Source organism: Planococcus versutus, from assembly GCF_001186155.3.
Taxonomy (GTDB): domain Bacteria; phylum Bacillota; class Bacilli; order Bacillales_A; family Planococcaceae; genus Planococcus; species Planococcus versutus.
On the sequence record NZ_CP016540.2, the window covers coordinates 709,662 to 729,120 of the forward strand.

At 39.8% G+C, this 19,459-nt stretch carries 20 protein-coding genes; 18 read left to right on the top strand and 2 right to left on the bottom strand.

The window, feature by feature from the left end:
• Positions 1-215: 215 nt before the first annotated feature.
• The 3 genes from nadX to I858_RS17170 all read left to right on the top strand — a co-directional run bounded on the left by nadX (position 216) and on the right by I858_RS17170 (position 1,861).
• Entirely contained in the window at positions 216-995 is a 780-nt protein-coding gene (gene nadX, locus I858_RS03655; RefSeq protein ID WP_049694866.1) for an aspartate dehydrogenase, read from the top strand.
• Positions 996-1,277: 282 nt separating this feature from the next.
• Positions 1,278-1,643, top strand: coding sequence for a DUF3021 family protein (locus I858_RS03660; protein WP_049694865.1), 366 nt, complete (start codon positions 1,278-1,280; stop codon positions 1,641-1,643).
• A gap of 74 nt (positions 1,644-1,717) precedes the next feature.
• On the top strand, positions 1,718-1,861 hold the full coding sequence (locus I858_RS17170) for a hypothetical protein (protein ID WP_204249439.1): 144 nt from the start codon (positions 1,718-1,720) through the stop codon (positions 1,859-1,861).
• 239 nt (positions 1,862-2,100) lie between these two features.
• On the opposite strand, the gene I858_RS03665 is transcribed toward I858_RS17170, so the two are convergent.
• Complete coding sequence (locus I858_RS03665; protein ID WP_049694864.1) at positions 2,101-3,528, bottom strand: YfcC family protein; 1,428 nt, start codon at positions 3,526-3,528, stop codon at positions 2,101-2,103.
• Positions 3,529-3,898: 370 nt separating this feature from the next.
• Between I858_RS03665 and I858_RS03670 the strand changes: the two genes are divergently transcribed.
• Positions 3,899-5,035: a glycerate kinase gene (locus tag I858_RS03670; protein ID WP_049694863.1), complete on the top strand. Its 1,137-nt coding sequence runs from the start codon at positions 3,899-3,901 to the stop codon at positions 5,033-5,035.
• 329 nt (positions 5,036-5,364) lie between these two features.
• Here the strand turns inward: I858_RS03670 and I858_RS03675 are convergent, their stop codons facing one another.
• Positions 5,365-6,291, bottom strand: a complete 927-nt coding sequence (locus tag I858_RS03675; protein WP_049694862.1) for a LysR family transcriptional regulator — start codon at positions 6,289-6,291, stop codon at positions 5,365-5,367.
• 161 nt (positions 6,292-6,452) lie between these two features.
• Between I858_RS03675 and I858_RS03680 the strand changes: the two genes are divergently transcribed.
• The 14 genes from I858_RS03680 to nikC all read left to right on the top strand — a co-directional run bounded on the left by I858_RS03680 (position 6,453) and on the right by nikC (position 19,413).
• Positions 6,453-8,057, top strand: a complete 1,605-nt coding sequence (locus I858_RS03680) for a gamma-glutamyltransferase family protein (RefSeq protein ID WP_049694861.1) — start codon at positions 6,453-6,455, stop codon at positions 8,055-8,057.
• 32 nt (positions 8,058-8,089) lie between these two features.
• A complete protein-coding gene (locus I858_RS03685) occupies positions 8,090-8,617 on the top strand; it encodes a chromate transporter (RefSeq protein WP_049694920.1) in 528 nt (175 codons plus the stop codon).
• Positions 8,614-9,144 (top strand): chromate transporter, encoded by a 531-nt coding sequence (locus tag I858_RS03690; protein WP_049694860.1) that lies wholly within the window; start codon positions 8,614-8,616, stop codon positions 9,142-9,144. Before I858_RS03685 ends, I858_RS03690 begins: the two co-directional genes overlap by 4 nt.
• 17 nt (positions 9,145-9,161) lie before the next feature.
• A complete protein-coding gene (locus I858_RS16900) occupies positions 9,162-9,344 on the top strand; it encodes a hypothetical protein (protein WP_157886475.1) in 183 nt (60 codons plus the stop codon).
• Positions 9,305-10,138 carry a tripartite tricarboxylate transporter substrate binding protein gene (locus I858_RS03695; protein WP_083553648.1) on the top strand — a complete coding sequence of 278 codons (834 nt, stop codon included), beginning with the start codon at positions 9,305-9,307 and terminating at the stop codon, positions 10,136-10,138. The genes I858_RS16900 and I858_RS03695 overlap by 40 nt, the downstream gene beginning before the upstream one ends.
• Positions 10,139-10,246: 108 nt before the next feature.
• Positions 10,247-10,729, top strand: coding sequence for a tripartite tricarboxylate transporter TctB family protein (locus I858_RS03700; RefSeq protein ID WP_157886476.1), 483 nt, complete (start codon positions 10,247-10,249; stop codon positions 10,727-10,729).
• A gap of 23 nt (positions 10,730-10,752) precedes the next feature.
• Positions 10,753-12,279 (top strand): tripartite tricarboxylate transporter permease, encoded by a 1,527-nt coding sequence (locus I858_RS03705; RefSeq protein ID WP_049694857.1) that lies wholly within the window; start codon positions 10,753-10,755, stop codon positions 12,277-12,279.
• 755 nt (positions 12,280-13,034) lie between these two features.
• The gene (locus I858_RS03710) at positions 13,035-13,847 is read left to right on the top strand and encodes an SDR family NAD(P)-dependent oxidoreductase (RefSeq protein ID WP_049694856.1); all 813 of its coding nucleotides are present in this window, start codon (positions 13,035-13,037) and stop codon (positions 13,845-13,847) included.
• 12 nt (positions 13,848-13,859) lie between these two features.
• The gene (locus I858_RS03715; protein WP_049694855.1) at positions 13,860-14,912 is read left to right on the top strand and encodes a ketopantoate reductase family protein; all 1,053 of its coding nucleotides are present in this window, start codon (positions 13,860-13,862) and stop codon (positions 14,910-14,912) included.
• An 11-nt stretch (positions 14,913-14,923) separates the two neighbouring features.
• Positions 14,924-15,583 carry a GntR family transcriptional regulator gene (locus I858_RS03720; protein ID WP_049694854.1) on the top strand — a complete coding sequence of 220 codons (660 nt, stop codon included), beginning with the start codon at positions 14,924-14,926 and terminating at the stop codon, positions 15,581-15,583.
• Positions 15,584-15,597: 14 nt separating this feature from the next.
• A complete protein-coding gene (locus I858_RS03725; protein ID WP_049694853.1) occupies positions 15,598-16,614 on the top strand; it encodes an ABC transporter ATP-binding protein in 1,017 nt (338 codons plus the stop codon).
• Positions 16,562-17,524 carry an ABC transporter ATP-binding protein gene (locus tag I858_RS03730; protein WP_049694852.1) on the top strand — a complete coding sequence of 321 codons (963 nt, stop codon included), beginning with the start codon at positions 16,562-16,564 and terminating at the stop codon, positions 17,522-17,524. The genes I858_RS03725 and I858_RS03730 overlap by 53 nt, the downstream gene beginning before the upstream one ends.
• Positions 17,525-17,565: 41 nt before the next feature.
• Complete coding sequence (locus I858_RS03735; RefSeq protein WP_049694851.1) at positions 17,566-18,579, top strand: ABC transporter permease; 1,014 nt, start codon at positions 17,566-17,568, stop codon at positions 18,577-18,579.
• 6 nt (positions 18,580-18,585) lie between these two features.
• Positions 18,586-19,413: a nickel transporter permease gene (gene nikC / locus I858_RS03740; protein ID WP_049694850.1), complete on the top strand. Its 828-nt coding sequence runs from the start codon at positions 18,586-18,588 to the stop codon at positions 19,411-19,413.
• The last annotated feature ends 46 nt before the right edge of the window (positions 19,414-19,459 follow it).

Below are 19,459 nucleotides of genomic sequence, written 5' to 3' on the forward strand. Positions count from 1 at the left end.
TAATGGCGCTTGTTGTTTTGTTATTCCCATGCGTCTAGAACTTACCGAAAAAAGTAGATCGTGTTTAATGCTTTCTGTATTGTAGTAACCCGTAATCAGGACAGTTCTGACTGCGGGTTTTGTTTAGATGGAAGGAAAGTTGTGAAAGTAACCGATAAATAGCTTACACTTTAGGAAGAACCGTAGAATTCGAGCATTACGTGAGGAGGACAATCATGAAGATCGGAATTATTGGAACCGGTAACATTGCAGCCTATTTACTAGAACAAGTAAACAGTAATCAGATGGTCGAAGGGAAAGTCATAGCCGTTTTTGGCCGCAATCAAAAAGTAGGATCACACTTGAGCGAGCAATTTGGTGTGGACTTTCATACCGACATTCACGAATTTTTAGAAACACCACTTGATATCGTCGTAGAAGCAGCGACGATAGAAGTGGCGGGTTTATATGCTAAAGAAGTAGTTGCTTACAAGAAAGACCTGGTTGTTAGTAGCATTGGCGTGTTTAAAGATAGCGATTTTTTAAAGGAAGTGGAACGGGTAGCGGGGTCTGTAGGTGCGCAAGTTTTCTTGCCATCTGGCGCAATTGGCGGATTAGACGTATTGCAATCGGCTAAAGCAACTGGGGGCTTAAAACAAGTTCGAATCACGACACGAAAGTCACCTGCATCTCTTGGTATCGAAGCAGACGAAGAGGAAGTGATATTCGAAGGTTCTGCTTATCAAGCTGTCGAGAAGTTTCCAAAAAACGTTAATGTGGCAATGACGCTCGCACTTGCTGGAATTGGTTTTGAAAAAACCATCGTACGGATTATTGTCGATCCGGACGTTGTGCGAAATACGCATACCATCGAAGCGATAGGGGATTTTGGACGGATTGAATTAACCGTCGAAAACAATCCGATGCCAAACAATCCGAAGACTAGTCTTCTTGCGGCATTAAGTGTTTTGGCAGTGTTGCAGAACAAAGACAAGGCGTTACGCATTGGGAATTGAATGCAAGCAACTATCAGTGCAACGGCTAAAATAAAAACGATTATACCTTTTTTTCCAGTAGTAGCTAGTTTAAGTGGAGACTTTTAATATATTGGGATTTACTTTTGAGTTGATGGAATTTGTTTTCAGTTTGACAGCTGTGACTAAACTAAAAAACTTGAAAAGAAAGTTTTTGAGATAGAGAAAAAATCTTGAATAATGTCTCATTGAGTATTTTTCTTATTGAATACATAGTCACCGCTTGAAGTGGAATTTAAAATTCTTCGAAAGAAGGTCATAGCCATGGTGATTTTTCAAGTTCTTTTAAGAGGAGGAATTCCATTAGTCATTATGGGTGGAATTGCTTTGTTGCTTTATCTTCAAGGACAGTATAGGGATGCTGAAAGTACTTTTTGGGTTAGTTTGATCTCGTTTTTCGTTGGTGCCACATCTGTAATTTACAGTATTGATAGATGGAGTCTAACTAAACAAAGCATTATTCACTTTTGCATAATGCTAGTTACTGTTTTACCTATTCTTTTGTTCAGTGGCTGGTTTGAAATTTCGACAGGTTTTGATGTTTTAAAGGTATTCTGTGTGTTTCTATTGTCTGGAATCGGTTTATGGTCATTCTTCATAATGAGTATCAAGCTTTTCTCTCGCCATTGACTACAATAGCAATACTGCAAAATAACAACCAGGTATTAAGAATTAACATAATCAAATACTAAGGAGTGGATTAGGTGGAGACGTTTGCAATTTTGGGATTTACTTTTGGAATGACAGGATTCTCTTTCGGCCTGATTGGATTTATTTTAAGTACTACAGCAACGAGTAAACTAACCAAACTGGAAAAGAGATTGGAGGATTTGGAGAAAAAAACTTGAGGCTTTCTTAAAGAGCAAACTTACTAGTAAGCAAGCCCAAACAGGTATAAATGGATTTATACCTGTCTATTGATAGAAAACTGAAAGTGATAATAAAAAACTCCAGTCGCCTAGTTAAAGCAGGGGACTGGAGTTTTTCTACCTATAGATAAAAGAGTACTTACATTAAAAAGATGTTTCAAAATGAGTTAATCTCGCATTGATTTATCATGCCTCTTATCTGAGTCTTTTTCGTCTTGTTAATACTGAATGATATCAGCGAATACAACGAAGATGCCGCCAATGACAAACCAAATGAGGATTAACGGCCAAATAAATTTAACCCATTTTTCATAGGGTACACCTGATGCCGCCAAATAAGCCATCAGCGTCGAACCGGTCGGGAAAATTAAATTTGTGAAACCGTCACCGAGTTGAAACGCCAAAACGCCTGTCTGTCGAGACATACCAATCAAATCACCTAATGGTACCATAAGCGGCATTGTAGCAGCTGCTTGTCCAGATCCTGAATTAATGAAGAAGTTAGTTATAGTTTGTGCTACATAAATACCGAGTACTTGGACTGCATCCGGCAAAAAGACGATAACGCTTGCTAATCCGTTAATGACTGAGTCGATGATCATTCCTTCTTCAAGTGCAACTGGAATCGCCATGGCAATCCCAACTATCAATGCACCCAGTGTAAAGGCTTTTGCCCCGAGGATAAATTCTTCTGCAATCCGACTTGGCCCCATTTTTGCACAAAGACCGGCAATAATACCAATGGCAAGGAACAAAGCGGCAATATCGTTGATATACCATGCTTTCGTTGAAACTCCCCAAACGAGGACACCAAGACCTAAAATGACTGTCAGTAGGACAAAATATTGTCTTGTTTGGAACCGACCTGATTCAAGAGGTAGTTCTTCTACCGATCGGTTTTGCTCCATTTCTAGAACGATGCTTTTGCTCGGATCTTTTTTGATCTTTTGCGCGTAGCGGATTAAGAACAAGCTTGAGGATACAAGCAGCACTACAAGTACGATTATTCTGAGCCACATGCCCGAATAGAGCGGAAGTTCAGCTATTCCTTGGGCGACACCCACATTAAAGGGGTTCATGAGTCCAGCAATAAATCCACAGTAGACACCAATCAAAACCATCGATACACCTGTAATTGCGTCATAACCGAGTGACCGAGCAAGCGCAATCGCCAGTGGTACGAGGGCCATTCCTTCTACCGTCATACCAATCGTAAAGCCGCCAACAGAAAATAGTAGTAGAAACAAGGGGATAATAAGGATTTCCTTATTGCCGAGTGCACCTGTCACTTTTCGTACTACTGCGTCAAAGACACCTGTAGCTGTAATAATCTGGAACGCGCCTCCCACCACAAAGATGAAAAGAATGATGTCGCTGGCTTCGTTTAACCCTGTGATGAAGAGACCTGGAACTTCAAAAATTCCCACTGGGTTTTGTTCAGCCGTTTGATACGTACCCGCTTCTACCAGTGTTCTTCCGGTTTCTGGATCTTCCACTCGATCAAATTCTCCAGCTGGAATCACATAAGTTGAAAGTGCTGCAATAATAACTATGATAAATAATAGAACAAACACATGTGGAACTTTAAAAAAGCGACGAATACCAATATTGTTAGGACCTTTGTCTGTAGAAGTGCTTCTTGCCATTGGTTTTCCTCCTTAATCCGTGATACTAGTGTGAATTTTACGAAAATACTTCTTTCAAGTAAAGTTAATTATACTCAACGAAATGATAAGTATAACTTAATATAAGGTTGAATAAAGAAATACAGGTACACAGAACTAAACGCAATTAATGAATAATCAAAATTATCTAAACGTTTTTTCGCGTAAAAATTATAAACTACAAGCGATAAATAACAGTTAACCTGATAGTCTATTTAATCATTTAGAGCTAATACCACATATACAATGACAGTGTCTGTAAAGCTAAGCAGATCTAATCTAGTAAAACCATCGATTTTGTTATTATAATTTCATATAGCGATTTATTTAAATGACAAGGAGGTTTTATGGGGTGAAAATTATTGTAGCACCTGATTCATTTAAAGGCAGTTTATCTGCAATTGAAGCAGCGCAAGCAATGGCTGAAGGGATACAAGAACTGGATAGCTCAGTAGAAGTTCACTTGTTGCCTGCGGCAGATGGCGGTGAAGGAACTATGGTTGCTATGGTCGAAGCGACAGATGGTGCATTAGTAGCTCACGAAGTTGAAGATCCATTTGGAAGGAAAATTTCAGCTTGTTACGGAATTTTAGGAGATGGCAAAACCTGTGTCATTGAAATCGCAGAAGCATCCGGATTGACGCTGTTGAAAGATCATGAACAAAATCCACTGACTGCTTCGTCGTTCGGTACTGGAGAATTGATTCGTTGTGCGTTGGATGCAGGATTTCGCACTTTTATCATTGGACTTGGGGGAAGTGCCACCAATGACGGTGGAACAGGAATGCTCGAAGCTCTTGGTATGTTATTCCTAGACCAAAAAGGACAACAGTTAGCACGCGGTGGTGGAGCACTCGATAGACTTGCTGAGATAGATGTCTCAAAATTTGATCATCGTATTTCAACGAGTAGATTTCTAATTGCTTGTGACGTAGAAAATACTTTGATTGGTGAACAAGGAGCTTCAGCAGTATTTGGACCGCAAAAAGGAGCATCGTCTGAAATGATTTTGCAACTCGATGACAATTTGCGGAATTTTGCAGACGTAGTCGAACGACTAACAGGCACAGTTCTACATAATAAGAAAGGGGCAGGTGCTGCGGGTGGCGCGGGTGGTGCGATGCAAGCATTTTTCGAAGGAAGCATGCGACGTGGAGTTGATGTGGTTTTAGAAGCTGCCTCGTTTCAAACTCATTTAGAGAATGTCGATTTGATTGTGACAGGAGAAGGCAAAACCGATAGCCAAACGCTATCTGGCAAAACACCTTTTGGCATCGCAGAGGCTGGAAAAAGAGCCGATATACCAGTTATCTTGATTTCTGGTATGGTTGATCCGATGAGTTATAGCTTGTTAAATCCTTATTTTGTCGAAATCCATTCGATTGTGAATGAGACGGTAGCGATAGATTATGCGATGGCTAATGCTTATAACCAGTTGAAAATAAAAACAAAAACAGTTATGAAAAATTATATGGAAAAACAAAAATAATATGGATATAATTTTTTTATAGCTTTGGGTATACTATTGTACTCAGTGTTAGTAATGGCTTCGACAGAAATAGAATCTGAACAAACGCTACATGATTTCAAGGCGTTATAACAATTGGGTTACTATAATTATCTAGACAGTTCTCGTCTGTGATTGAATTATATAAAAAAACGTCGCTCTCTGGATTTGGACTCCAGAAAGTGACGTTTTTTTAGCTGGTAGTGATTAAAAAGGAACTTGTGACAAAGGGAAAGATGTTCTGCTTGTTAACGAAGATATTCTTTTTTATTGATAAATTCACTCTCAGCATAAAGAGAAGATACACCATACTAATTTTTAATTTTTTTCTTCGTATGGGTCGAAAAACTTTCTCTTATCACATAGGAGTCTAAAAAATCCTTGAAAGTTTGTACAGCTTGGGAATGAAATTTCGATTGATGAGTAATGTAATGGAAGCGGCTTTCATTGGGATAATTGCTTACACTAAAACCTTTCAGTGTACCAGCTTGCATATCGCTTTTGATAATCGATTCGGATAGATATGAGATGCCAAGACCAAGTGCTACAGACTCTTTAATAGTCTGGGAGCTGCCAAAACTCATAATTCGTTTAGGTGAGATACCAAGTTGATTGAACAATTTATCTGTAACGTCTCTTGTGCCAGAACCTTCTTCTCGAATGATCCAAGTCTCCGTTTCTAACATTTTTTTGTCTATAGAAGAGTTTTTATTGAGAGGATGATCAGGCCGCGATACGATGAGCATCAGTTCTTCTGAGAACAAATCGACGTCTACATGATACTCTGCAACGTCTGCTTCTACGATAAAACCAATGTCTAGTTCTTGCTTATGAATTTGTTCTGCAATAACTTTTGAGTTTTGGATGGTAATATTCGGTAAGATATTCGGATGCTTTTTATAAAAAGCATAGAGAATTTCCGGAAGGAAATATTCACCAAACGTATATGCCGCACCGATAGAGATTGGCATATTCTTTGCTGGCTCTAAATCAATAAGTGACTGGTTCATATCGTTGTATTTTATCAAGATTTCTTTAGCATGTGTATAAGCGATTGAACCTGCTTCTGTTAATTGTACATATTTATTCGTTCGGTCGAATAGCTTAGTATCTAACTTTTTTTCCAGTGATTTAATACTCAAACTAATGGCTGAAGGGGTCAGATGAAGCAAATTAGCAGCGCGTGTAAAGCTTTTTTGTTCTGCTGTTGTAACGAATATTTCGAGTCTGTGATCCATTTCATCTCTCCTATCATGAGTTTTTTTAATTATAACATTAAATATATTTAATTTTACTAATGGTTAAAATTTTTGTAAGATTTCAATAAGTTAATTCATTAAAGTATTAACCAATAAATATTTTGTAAATTAGAATCAATAGAAAAGGTAGGGGGATAACTTTGGATTATTTAAATCATCCTTTTTCATCAAAAAGGCATACAATATTTGCGAAGAAAGGAATGGTGGCTACTTCACAGCCTCTAGCGGCACAAGCTGGAATTGACATACTGAAAAAAGGTGGAAATGCAATCGATGCAGCTATTGCGACTGCAGCAGCATTGACTGTGCTAGAACCAACGTCGAATGGTATCGGAGGTGACGCTTTTGCACTGGTATGGGTAAACGATAAACTGCATGGCTTGAATTCATCAGGGCCGTCACCAGATGCTTTAACAATCGAAGCTGTTAAAGCTCTTGGTCACGAAAAAATACCGATACATGGACTCGTACCGGTAACTGTACCAGGAGTTCCTGGTGCTTGGGCTGAGCTTTCTCAAAAATTCGGAAAACTTTCTCTACTTGAAGCACTTCAACCTGCTATTGACTATGCAGAAGAAGGTTACCCACTGACACCGGTTTTGAGCAAATATTGGGAGAAAGCTTACACTAGTTTTAAAAAATCACATAAAACAAAAGAATTTGAAGCTTGGTTTGATACATTCGCACCTGAAGGCAAAGCTCCGGCAGTAGGAGAAGTTTGGAAATCTCCTGATCATGCAGAAACGCTTCGCAAAATTGGTGAAACTAATGCTAAAGACTTTTATGAAGGAACTTTTGCCGATAAAATAGATGTATTTATGCGAAAGCACGGTGGATTTTTACGGAAAGAAGATCTTTCTCGTTTCAAGCCAGAATGGGTAGATCCAATTGCAACTACATACAAAGATCATCAAGTATGGGAAATCCCACCGAATGGTCAAGGAATGGTTACACAGATGGCATTGAATATCTTTAGCCAGTTAGATACGCCAGAGTGGCATTCTGCAAAAACATTTCATCAACAAATCGAATCGATGAAGTTGGCTTATACGGATGGTCAAGCCTATATAACCGAACAGAAAGATATGCCTGTATCAGTAGAACACCTACTGTCTGACGAGTATGCTAAAAAGCGAGCTGCTGTTATTAGTGATACTGCGATCGATCCAGTTCCTTATGAACTTCCAGCAGGGGGTACCGTTTATTTGGCAACAGCTGATGAAGAAGGCAATATGGTTTCCTTTATCCAGAGTAACTATATGGGCTTCGGCTCTGGAATCGTTATTCCAGGAACGGGAATCGGTCTTCAAAATCGTGGAGCAGATTTTTCTCTCGATGAAAATCATCCAAACGTACTAAGACCAGGTAAAAAAACCTTCCATACAATTATTCCTGGATTCTTAACGAAAGACGGAAAAGCAATAGGTCCATTTGGAGTGATGGGAGGCTATATGCAGCCACAAGGTCATTTTCAAGTTGTGACGAATACCTTGGATTTTTTACTCAATCCTCAAGCGGCACTAGATGCACCGAGATGGCAATGGATAGGAGGCAAGAAAATTCATGTAGAATCTGAATTTCCAAATTACTTGGTTCAAGCATTGCAGCGAAAAGGACATGATCTTGAAGTGATGCCAGATGGCGGGACCTTTGGAAGAGGCCAGATTATTTGGAGAAACCCTGAGACAGGAGTGCTTGCTGGCGGGACAGAATCTCGGACAGATGGAGCGGTTGCAGCTTGGTAAAAGAAGAAAAAGTTCGATTCAGCCACGTATTTATGGCGTTTTTCCGGACGGGCATGTTGGGGTTCGGAGGAGGACCGGCAGTGATACCTTTATTACAAAAAGAAGTGGTTGAACGGTATCAGTGGATGAATGACGATGAGTTTGGTGATACTATTGCGTTATCAAATACCATGCCAGGACCGATTGCGACAAAACTTGCAGGTTATATTGGTTATAAAGTTGGAGGCGTGTGGGGGTTGCTAACAGCACTCGCAGCCTCAGTCATCCCAACAGTTCTCTTGATGGTCTTATTGCTCGGAGTTCTCCAGCGTTATAAGGATGTGCCATGGGTACAAAATATGTCCCAGACGGTCGTACCGGTGGTTGCAGTGATGCTTGGAGTTCTTGCGTGGAATTTTGTCCAGCAATCGCAAAAAGCATTGGGGTGGAAAATAGCTATTTTTTTAATAGTGATTTCCGTTCTCTTATTAGAAGTAATCGGACTTCATCCAGCAATTTTAATTGCAATTCTTATCGCAGTAGTTTTAATTCCTTTTATTAAAAGAGTGGTGAGCAAATGATTTACTGGCAAATTTTTCTCGCGTTTTTTATTCCCGGTATTCTCGGATATGGAGGTGGCCCAGCATCCATTCCTCTTGTAGAAAAAGAAGTGGTTGATCGATATGGATGGATGTCAACACAAGAATTCGGTGAAGTCTTAGCTCTTGGAAATGCATTGCCAGGTCCAATTGCAACAAAGATGGCCGGGTACGTTGGTTATATAGAAGGTGGGATTTTGGGTTCGTTTGTCGGATTATTTGCTACCATTGCTCCTTCCTTGATTTTGATGTTAGGTTTGATGGCCATCTTATTCAAGTATAAAGATTCACCTGAAGTAAAGAACATATCAAAAGTTGTGAAGCCAGTTATTGCCGTACTTATTGGTTTTATGACAGTGCAATTTATTTCTGAATCACAATCATCACTTGGCAGTATCCAAACGATTGCAATAATGGCAATAAGCTATTTATTGCTGGAGCAGTTGAAAGTACATTCAGCATTTGTTATTGCACTGGCACTGGTATACGGAGCTGTAACAGGTATATAAAAAGGGGAGAATTGAAAATGACAAACAAGACATTCAAAAATACGATGATGACCGTTGCTCTTTCATTTACTGCATTCGGACTTGTAGCATGTTCACAAGGGGAGAGCAGCGACGATTCTGCTAAAAGCTATCCTGAGCGTGAAGTTGAACTGATTATTCCATGGTCTCCTGGCGGGGAAGTGATATCGAAGGAAGACTAGTAGCAGAGCATACGGAAAAAAACTTTGATTCGTCATTTGTGGTTATTAACTCTCCAGGAGTCGGGGGAACCGTTGGACTTGAAGAACTGTCTGAGAAAGAAGCAGATGGCTATAGTATTGGTCAAATACATGAAGGACTTTTAGTAGCAAATCAAACAGATATCACAACCATCAATTATGATACGTTTATACCGATTGCTGCGATGTCTTCATCAGATCAAATTTTAGCCGTACCTAGCGATTTTGAGGCAGACACACTCGAAGAGTTTGTGGCATATGGCCAGCAAAATGAAATACGCTTTGGCGGAACAGTAGCAGGAATTCCAAGGGTCTGGGTTGAGCAACTAGGAAATGAACTTGATATTAAATATAATCTTGTAGGTTACGAAGGTTTAAGTGAGGCGATTCAAGCGTTATCCGGCGGTCATATCGACGCAGCAATTGTTGACTATTCATCTGCGAATGAATTTGTCGAAGCAGGCCTAATGAAATTTATTGCGATTGGAACCAACGAACGTGCAGAAAATTTACCAGATGTTCCGACTTTTCAAGAAGAAGGCTTTGACATTAACATGAGTATCAACAGAGGTTACGTAGCTCCTGAAGGAACAGATCCAGCGATTATCGAAACACTCGCTGATGCTTTTGAAGCAACTTCACAGGACCAAGAATACATTGATGCTATCAATAATGTCGGTTCTTCTGTCAATTACATGGGACCGGATGAGTACCGTGAATACCTTGATAAACAAAATGAATTGATCAGTGAAATTGTATCTACTATTTCCGAGTAAGCTAGAAAATCTTCAAAAATTACGAAATGAATGGAAGGAGGGTGCGTGTGCCCTCCTTTTTTTGCTAATGAGATTGTGGTAATTAAAGACCAGAAAGTAGGATGGCAAATGGGAGAAATATTAATCGGATTAGCCTTGATCGTTCTATGTATCATTATTTACGTACAAGGCGGCAATTTACCGTCTTTGAATGAAGCGTATTTCAGTGCAGGTTCTTTTCCAAGACTGATAGCAGCTTTGTTGATTTTACTATCAGCTATTTTGATCATTTCAAAAATGAACGAATTGAGAAAGAAAAAACCTACTGAAGATAAAATCAGTACCCAAAAGCAACTAGCAGCTTTCTATATGGAATACCGACTGGTTGTTTTAACCACTGTGGTGTTTTTCGTGTACATCTTCTTGCTACAGTTTATCGGCTTTGTAGTTTCCACTATCCTCTTTATCATTGGAGCAGCTATTTTGATTGGCTATCGAAAAGGAAAAGAAGTGCTGACAGTTTCGGCCGTGGCGGTCATCCTTACGCTCAGCATGTATTTCTTCTTTGAAAATGTGCTTCATGTCCGGTTTCCATCGGGGATATTCATCTGAGAAAAATGAGAGGAGCTTAAAAAATGATAGATTTATTTATATTAGGGATTTCTGAAGTATTTCAACTGCGAATTTTGATTATTATTTTAATCGGTGTTGTTGTCGGTATTTTAGCAGGGCTGATTCCGGGATTTACTGTGGCAATGGCAATTGTTTTGACCTTGCCACTTACATTCGGCATGGACCCTGTAGCCGGTGTATCAGCAATGATTGGTGTTTTTGTAGGTGGTATGTCAGGAGGGCTTATCACTGCAGCGCTATTAGGCATCCCAGGTACACCTTCTTCAATCGCCACCACTTTCGATGCCTACCCTATGTCTCAAAAAGGAGAGCCAGGCAAAGCTTTATCGATTGGAATTTGGGCATCTTTCTTGAGCTCTATTATTAGCTTCGTACTACTAATCACTATCGCTCCACAAATTTCACGTTTTGCTTTGATGATGGGACCTTGGGAGATGTTTTCTTTAATTGTTGTTTCTTTAACTATAATTGCTAGTGTGACAGGGGATTCTATTATCAAAGGCCTAATTGCGGGGTTGTTCGGACTGTTAATTGCCACCGTTGGAGCAGATCCAATCACAGGAATTTCACGTTTCTCTTTTGATCTGACAACCTTACGCGCGGGAATTCCTTTTTTAGTTGTCTTGATTGGTATGTTTGCAATTTCTCGATTGTTAATCTCTCTTGAAACTAAAGAAATTAATAAAGACGATATGAAACGTCAAGAAGACAAAATCAAAAACTTGAAATTTGTTATGAGACCTATTCAAACAATGAAGTTAGTCCTGAAAAAACCAGGAACGTTATTCGGAGCTTCTACCATTGGCTCAATCATCGGGGCGATTCCGGGAGCTGGCGGAAGTATTGCCAATATTGTCGCGTATGATCAGGCGAAAAAATGGTCGAAAAACCCAGAGAAATTCGGCACGGGCTGTGAAGAGGGCATCATTGCCTCCGAAGCTGGTAATAACTCGACTGTCGGAGGTGATTTAATTCCAACAGTGGCACTGGGAATACCAGGTTCTGCTGTTACAGCGGTGTTGTTGTCTGCTTTGATGGTTCATGGCATTACGCCAGGTCCATTATTGATTGTCAACGAACCTAACGTAGTTGGCGGAATTTTTGTCGCTTTTCTTGTAGCGTCTTTCTGGATGCTCATTACTCAATTTTTGGGAATGAAGTACTTTATGAAAGTTACACAAATACCTGTGCAGGTACTTGTGCCGGTTATTTTGGTGTTATGTGTCGTTGGAACATTCGTGCTCAATAACCGCTTTACGGATTTATATATCCTTTTAGCCATGGGACTTATTGGATATATTTTCACCAAATACGACTTTTCTCTTGCACCGGCAATTATCGGTGTTATCCTTGGACCAATTGCCGAGGTAAATTTACGGAGAGCTGCTATGGCAGATCCGGATTGGACTTTGTTTCTAACACGTCCAATTTCCCTTGTTTTCTTAATTTTGGCTGTGCTATCGATTATCTATACCATCTGGCAGACATATCGCACAAATCATCGACTAAAAAAATCGATAGGTGAATAAAGAACTCGTTATTGATGTCTTAATTGTTGATTTATCAAAAAAGATGTTGTAAATTCGTTAAATCATGTCATAGCTTTTGAGTTTATAATTTAGTTGAAAGATTTGTAATACCATTACAGAGACTTAGAGAGTAACCGTCTCTTACAACTTTATTTTTACGCTCTCATTTTATAGCTAGAATTTATAATTAAAGAACGAAAGAAATCATCTATTGAATAATAGCTAAACTTACATCAATACTTATTAGCACTAGTAAAAGTAGTTCCACTTTCATCTGATTGTGTCACTATTTGAGGATAGTTGGGTTTTGGGATTCTTTATTCAAAATATACTTCCCTATATTTTTTATTCCTTAAATGACTAAGTGCTGAATGAGTGTCAGTGGACATTAAGTTGAGTATGTCTTTGTTGGAAAGCCACACGTGTCGTGACTTTCTTAAAATGTTGAATAATAAGATGTCTGACAAAACAGTAGCACCGAGAAACCAATCTGTCGCAAGTCCTCAGAAGACCTGCAAAGAATGTAGGCTGAAACAAGAAATGATTTACTCAACATGCTTGCGCTACGTAAATAATTGAAATCCTATCTGCAAATTTCTAAACGGATGACGTGTACACGTTATCTGTTTTTTTATGCGTAAAAGTATAGTTGTTTTAAATTAGAAAATAAAAATTAAACTAAGTATTCCGAACATTGTTGCAATTTGACAGGATTAATCATATACTAAAAAAAATAAGAAAGAGGAGTGGGATTAGTGCAAAGTGTTAACAGTTTACAGTTAACTTTTAAAAATCGAGTTGTAGTTGTTGTAGGAGCTGCACACGGTATCGGCCGTGCCATTTGCAAAGAATTTGCCGTTCGAGATGCACAGGTGATAGCGGTCGATATCCTTAAAGAAGTACTAGAAGAAACTAATAAAGAAGTAGAACAAGCAATTAAAGAGAGTGGTTCTGCAGGAAGTATCCATCTTTATGCTTGTGATGCGACTGACTCAGGTGCAGTAAAAAACCTCGAAGAACAAGTAATCAGCAACTTTGGGAAAACGGATATTCTCGTTAACGTAGCGGGAGGAGTTGCAGGACAAGTCCATCAAGTAATCGAGAATATTTCAGATGATGATTGGCAAAAGGTGCTTGATATTAACTTGACGACAACTTTTTATATGATTCGGGCGTTTGCCCCGCATATGAAAAAAGCAGCATACGGACGGATTATCAATATTTCAAGTGGCGCTGGAAGAAGTAGCAGTCTCACTGGCATACAAGCTTATACGAGCGCCAAAGCGGGACAAATTGGATTGACCCGGCAGATGGCGCGCGAACTTGGGCGCTTTGGCATCACTGTAAACAATGTGGCGCCTGGTTTTGTCTTATCGAATCCATCAACGGAGCGGCAATGGAAAGCGATGTCCAAAGACCAGCAAAATCAGTTGATAAATTCGATTTCGGTAAAGCGATTGGGTCTTCCCGAAGATATAGCACATCCTGTACTTTTTTTCGCTTCAGATTTCTCCCGTTATGTGAGCGGTCAGGTTATTTCAGTCGACGGCGGGTTACAACTTTTCTAGGAGGAACATGTGATGACTATTACGATAATCGGTGCAGGTGCGATAGGAGGAGTTCTTGGAGCTTATCTTGCTCGTGCGGGAGATGAAGTAGTATTCTGCGATACAGCAGAAGATCATGTCAACAAGATTAATTTGAATGGACTCACGATTGAAGGACCCGATGAAACTTTCAATGTGAAATGTGCTGCTTATACCCCACCTCAACTCATTAAAAAAAATCAATCATTAGAACTTATTTTTCTTTGTGTGAAAGCGCAACATACAGAAAAAGCGCTTTCTCCTTTCTTGCCTCTTTTAACTTCGACTTCACAAGTAGTGTCATTTCAAAATGGATTATGCGAAAGAGAAATTTTAAAACTAATTGGTGCAGAACGTACGATAGGCTGCTTTGTTAACTTTTCTGCAGATTATCTTGAACCCGGAAAAATTCTTTACGGAGGAGTCGCATCACTTTATCTAGGAGAACTAGATGGCCAAGTATCAGAACGCATAATGTCATTGAAAGATAAATTACAAGTTTGGGGACCGGCACAAGTAACCGATAACATTTGGGGATTTCTTTGGGGAAAAATGTCTTATGCTGGGTTGCTTTATGCAACAGCTTTAGTAGATGAAACAATGGCAACTGTTGTTGAGAAGTATGAACTTCGCGATATGTTAATGGAATTATGTTCCGAAATTCTTGAAATAGCAGATAAAGAAGGGGTTGTGCCACTAGGATTTGATGATTGGGAACCTAATTTAATATATCCAAGAAAAGAACGTAATAATAAAAAGTTAGATGCCGGTCTAAAAAAATTAGCAGAAAGAATGGCTAACAATAAAAAAACGAAAAGTGGGATTTGGCGAGATTTGGCCATTAGAAAACGTCAAACAGAAGTAGATGCACAACTTGTACCCATTCTTGAAATCGGCAAGATTCATAAAGTGGAAATGAAGCTTTTAGCAGCTTTAGTAGAAGCAATTAAAGAAATTGAAAACGGCAACCGAAAAATGAGTTGGCAAAATCTTTATGACTTGCAGAAAATATATAAATCTTTACCTCATGAGATAAGAAGAATATAGGAGTGAAAGAGATGATTATCTTAGATCAGAGAACATTATCAGACGACGTATCAAAAATTATACGAAAAATGATTTTAAATGGCGAGTTGAAAGCTGGAGACTGGATAAATCAAGCGCAGTTGGCCGAAAAATTTAATATATCGAGAGGACCAATTCGAGAAGCATTGAAATTATTACAAAATGAAGGTCTTATCAAGCATGAAACAAACAAAGGTACGTTCGTTGCCACGCTTTCTGATCAAGATGCATTTGAAATATACACTTTGCGGGCATTGATTGAAGGAGAAGCAGCACAATTAGCATTACTGCATTTAACCAGTCACGATTTTTTGGAACTTGAAAGGTACATCGAAGAGTTTACTGAAGCTATGGAAAACCAAGATATTGAACGTCAAGTGCAATGTGATATTTTATTCCATGGAAAAATCGTTGCCGCTTCGAAGCATAAACGCTTAATCAGTATTCATAAAAATTTGGATACACAGGTGGGTGTCATGTATTTAACGATTGCCAACCAAGTTCCGATGCGTGTAGAACAAGTAGTCTACAATCACAGACTCTTGCTCAATGCACTCCGAACACGAGATAAGAAAAAAATAAAAAAAGCATTCTCAAACCATTACACGACAGCACTAAAAGACTTAGCAACAGAGATCTCAAGAAAAGACTGAGGGGCGGTGGAAGAATGTTATTGGATGTTAAACACATGTCCTTATCCTTGAAACGAGCAGGTAAATATTCGAAAATCTTGGACGACATCTCTTTCTATTTAGAACAAGGAGAGACGCTTGGAATCGTTGGTGAATCAGGTTGTGGAAAAAGCATGACCGCGTTGTCGCTGATGCAATTACTACCCGATAAAGCACGACTTGAAGGAGAAGTGGATTTACAAGGACAGATGATTTCAGGATCTTCGAAACGTAAATTAGAGAAAATTAGAGGCAACCAAATGTCGATGATCTTCCAAGATCCGCTAACGTCACTTAATCCGCTCCAAACAGTAGGCGTCCAGGTTGAAGAATCCCTTATTCTGCATACGAAAAAAAATAAAAAAGAGCGCAGAAAACGTGTCTTAGAACTGCTGAATGCTGTAGGACTGCCAAGAGCTGAAGAACTAATTGATGAATATCCACATCAATTATCCGGTGGAATGCGGCAACGTATTATGATTGCCATCGCAATGGCTTGTGAACCTCAACTTTTAATTTGTGATGAACCAACAACGGCATTAGATGTTACGGTTCAAGCTCAAATTTTGGAATTAATGAATGAAATTAAACGCGAAACCCGCATGGGAATCATCATGATTACTCATGACATGGGTGTCGTAGCAGAAGTTTGTGACCGTGTACTTGTAATGTATGCTGGAAAAATTGTAGAAGAAGCACACGCCACTGAATTGTTCGGGAATCCAAAGCACCCATACACTCAAGGACTTTTAGCATCTATACCGAAACTCGGAAGAAGGAAAGAAAAACTTGGGTCGATTCCAGGTACGGTTCCAACGCCGGGAAGTATGCCAAATGGCTGCAGGTTTGCCGATCGTTGCCCGTACGTTATGGATATTTGTCGTACTGTAACACCTCAAATGATTCAAGTTAAAGAAAATCATCAGACGGCTTGCTGGCTTTATGATGAAAAAGGAGGGAATGAGAATGCCACTACTCGAAGTCACGAACTTGAAACAACACTTTACAACTAAAAAGGGCTTTGTAGGTAATAAAACGATTGTTAAAGCAGTTGATGGGGTTTCAATAACTATTGAAGAAGGAAAGACACTTGGCATAGTTGGTGAATCAGGTTGTGGAAAATCCAGTCTTGGTCGCTCCATTTTAAGGCTCGTGGAACCAACCGAAGGAAGTATCAAGTTCGAAGGCCAAGAAATTACCAATATGTCTGCAAAAGAGATGAAAGAGTTGCGTAAAGAAATGCAGATCGTTTTTCAAGATCCTTATGCTTCGTTAAATCCAAGACGTACGGTACGCCAAATTCTTGAAGCGCCACTTATTATTCATAACATAGGAAATAAGACAGACCGCAAAGAGTTAATTGAAAGTCTATCTGAAAAAATAGGGCTTCGGAAAGAACAATTAAGCAACTATCCCCATGAATTTTCAGGAGGGCAACGTCAACGTATTGGTATCGCCCGGGCGATGGCATTAAATCCGAAATTGATCATCGCTGATGAACCGGTTTCTGCACTTGATGTCTCGGTGCAGTCACAAGTACTAAACTTAATGCTTGAACTTCAGCAAGAGCGAAATTTAAGTTATATGTTCATCTCGCATGATTTATCGGTAGTTCAGCATATTTCAGATAAAGTGGCTGTGATGTATTTAGGGAAAGTAGTTGAAATTGCTGATGTTGCAAAAGTCTATGATACGCCGATTCATCCATATACGCGTGCACTTTTGTCAGCATTGCCAATTCCAGATCCGACTCATATTAAAAGTCGAATAATTCTTCAAGGTGATTTGCCAAGTCCATCCAATCCACCAACGGGTTGCACGTTCCACACGCGTTGTCCAATGGCTACAAAAGAATGTAAGGAAATCGTACCTCCATTAGAAGAAAAAGAACCAGGTCATTTTGCGGCTTGCATTCATGTTTGACAAGAAAAGGACCTAAAAAGCTATTAAAGGGGGACAGCCCAATGGACGCGTTACGATTTATCGGTAAACGATTGCTGTTGATGATACCAATTATAATCGGTATCAGCATCCTGACTTTCTCTATTTCTAATACAATTCCGGGAGACCCTGCTCGACTCATACTTGGACCAAAAGCTACTCCAGATGGGCTCGAAGCACTGCGTGAAGATATGGGATTAAACGATCCTCTTTATGTGCAATATGGAAGATATATGGGCGGAATTGTCCAAGGTGATCTTGGACAGAGTACGTATTCTCAACGACCGGTTATGGACGATTTGTTGAGGTACTCACCAGCCACATTTGAACTGACAATGTTTGCAATGTTTATCACATTAATCATCGGAATTCCTTTCGGAGTCATCAGTGCCAGCAGGAAAGACCGGATTGCTGACCAATTCACCAGGATTTTCGCACTGATAGGTGTAGCTATGCCAGCGTTTTGGCTTGGGTTGTTATTGCTCCTATTCTTCTACTTGAAGCTCGGTGTATTGCCAGGTTCTGGACGTTTGGATGGAGGTATGTCTCCACCAGAGTATATTACAGGCATGTACACAATTGATGCTTTGTTAACAGGAAACTGGTCTGTGTTTTATGCAGCTTTTATGCATTTAATTTTGCCAGGAATTACGTTGGCTGCGGTGACAGTTGGGATGATTACTCGAATGACTAGGTCGAGTATGCTGACTGTGTTACAAAGCGATTATATCCGCACGGCTTTTGCAAAAGGAGCGCCTGAAAATCGAGTACTTTACGGACATGCACTTCGTAACGGTATTATGCCAGTCATCACGCTTCTCGGTATGGCATTTGGACATGCGCTTGGAGGCAGTATTCTGGTAGAAGCTGTGTTTTCGTGGCCAGGACTAGGTCAGTATGCTGTGAATGCCATCAACTACTTAGATTTCCCGGCGGTTATGGGTGTGACAATGTTGATTGCAGTCATGTTTATTATTGTTAACTTGATTGTCGATACATTATATTTCTTCATTGATCCAAGATTGAAACATAGCTAGGGAGGGGTGGTTGAGTTGGCACGAAGAATTTTCAGAAGCCCGTTGACAGTGCTCGGTCTCTTCATTGTTTTAGGAATATTAATCGCTGCGTTATTTGCTCCAGTAATTGCTACTCACAGCCCAACCGAGGTGGATTTGGTGAGTAAACTCGAAGCGCCAAGTGTTGAACATTTTTTTGGTACGGATGAAGTTGGAAGGGATATTTTCAGCCGAGTTGTGTACGGCACGAGGATTTCATTGCGTATCGGTCTCTTAGTAGTATTGATAGCATTCCCATTGGGTACAATACTCGGCGCAATTGCCGGGTATATGGGCGGCCGAATCGACCAAGTGATTATGCGAATTACAGATATTTTTCTCTCTTTTCCAGGCATCATTTTGGCAATGTCAATAGCAGCTGCACTTGGACCATCCATTGAAAATGTCATGTTGGCGCTTGCCGCTACTTGGTGGCCTTGGTATACGAGAATTGTTCGTTCATCGGTACTGTCAATCAAACATTCGGAATTTATTGAAGCATCGCGAGCACTCGGAGCAAATCCATTTCGGATTTTGTTCAAGGAAATCATTCCGAATTCTATTGCACCAGCTACCATCCAAGCATCTTTGGATCTTGGATTCGTTATTTTAGCTGCTGCGGGACTCAGTTTTATTGGTCTCGGTGCACAGCCACCTTCACCAGAATGGGGCGCGATGCTTTCGAATAGTCGTGAAATACTGCGTGAAGCTTGGTGGGCTGCAACGTTCCCAGGCATTGCCATTCTATTGACTGTACTAGGATTTAACTTACTTGGAGATGGACTGAATGATTTGCTAGATCCAAAACAGCGCTGAATCTGTGTACAAATCACTGAAAGGGGGATAGAGGTTGTCTGCCAAT

Bases quoted from the DNA above. Each gene is read 5' to 3' on its own strand.
- I858_RS03725 (WP_049694853.1), top strand. From the start codon at position 15,598: ATGTTATTGGATGTTAAACACATGTCCTTATCCTTGAAACGAGCAGGT.
- I858_RS03720 (WP_049694854.1), top strand. From the start codon at position 14,924: ATGATTATCTTAGATCAGAGAACATTATCAGACGACGTATCAAAAATT.
- I858_RS03730 (WP_049694852.1), top strand. From the start codon at position 16,562: ATGAGAATGCCACTACTCGAAGTCACGAACTTGAAACAACACTTTACA.
- I858_RS03695 (WP_083553648.1), top strand. From the start codon at position 9,305: ATGGTCTCCTGGCGGGGAAGTGATATCGAAGGAAGACTAGTAGCAGAG.
- I858_RS03660 (WP_049694865.1), top strand. From the start codon at position 1,278: ATGGTGATTTTTCAAGTTCTTTTAAGAGGAGGAATTCCATTAGTCATT.
- I858_RS03665 (WP_049694864.1), bottom strand. From the start codon at position 3,528: ATGGCAAGAAGCACTTCTACAGACAAAGGTCCTAACAATATTGGTATT.
- I858_RS16900 (WP_157886475.1), top strand. From the start codon at position 9,162: ATGACAAACAAGACATTCAAAAATACGATGATGACCGTTGCTCTTTCA.
- I858_RS03705 (WP_049694857.1), top strand. From the start codon at position 10,753: ATGATAGATTTATTTATATTAGGGATTTCTGAAGTATTTCAACTGCGA.
- I858_RS03700 (WP_157886476.1), top strand. From the start codon at position 10,247: ATGGGAGAAATATTAATCGGATTAGCCTTGATCGTTCTATGTATCATT.
- I858_RS03675 (WP_049694862.1), bottom strand. From the start codon at position 6,291: ATGGATCACAGACTCGAAATATTCGTTACAACAGCAGAACAAAAAAGC.
- I858_RS03715 (WP_049694855.1), top strand. From the start codon at position 13,860: ATGACTATTACGATAATCGGTGCAGGTGCGATAGGAGGAGTTCTTGGA.
- nadX (WP_049694866.1), top strand. From the start codon at position 216: ATGAAGATCGGAATTATTGGAACCGGTAACATTGCAGCCTATTTACTA.
- I858_RS03735 (WP_049694851.1), top strand. From the start codon at position 17,566: ATGGACGCGTTACGATTTATCGGTAAACGATTGCTGTTGATGATACCA.
- I858_RS03685 (WP_049694920.1), top strand. From the start codon at position 8,090: ATGGCGTTTTTCCGGACGGGCATGTTGGGGTTCGGAGGAGGACCGGCA.
- I858_RS03690 (WP_049694860.1), top strand. From the start codon at position 8,614: ATGATTTACTGGCAAATTTTTCTCGCGTTTTTTATTCCCGGTATTCTC.